The following is a 247-nucleotide window of genomic DNA, read 5'->3' as shown; positions in this document are numbered from 1 at the left end:
ACCAAACCGTTTGGGTGGTTGGTGAAAACCAAACCCTTGAACCAAGAAAAGTAACGGTAATACGAGAAGAAGGCGAGTACTTCTATATTAGTAGTGGCCTAAAAGCTGACGATAAACTAGTGGTTACGTTACCAGAATACCCTCAAAAGGGAATGGAAGTTAAAATAGCAGGTGCGCAACCGGTACCTGAAAGCTCTGATGTGAGCACCTCAAATACGCAACAGCTTTAAGGTGTAATAACAATGAG

At 42.5% G+C, this 247-nt stretch carries 1 pseudogene; it reads left to right on the top strand.

The features are described 5' to 3' along the window. Positions 1–230: pseudogene (locus tag R2R70_RS22255) on the top strand (hypothetical protein); the annotation flags it as partial. Positions 231–247: the final 17 nt, after the last annotated feature.

The organism is Cobetia sp. SIMBA_158 (genome assembly GCF_046566945.1).
Taxonomy (GTDB): Bacteria; Pseudomonadota; Gammaproteobacteria; order Pseudomonadales; family Halomonadaceae; genus Cobetia; species Cobetia amphilecti.
The sequence above is the reverse complement of the archived record's forward strand: the minus strand, read 5'-3'. Positions and strand labels throughout refer to the sequence as shown.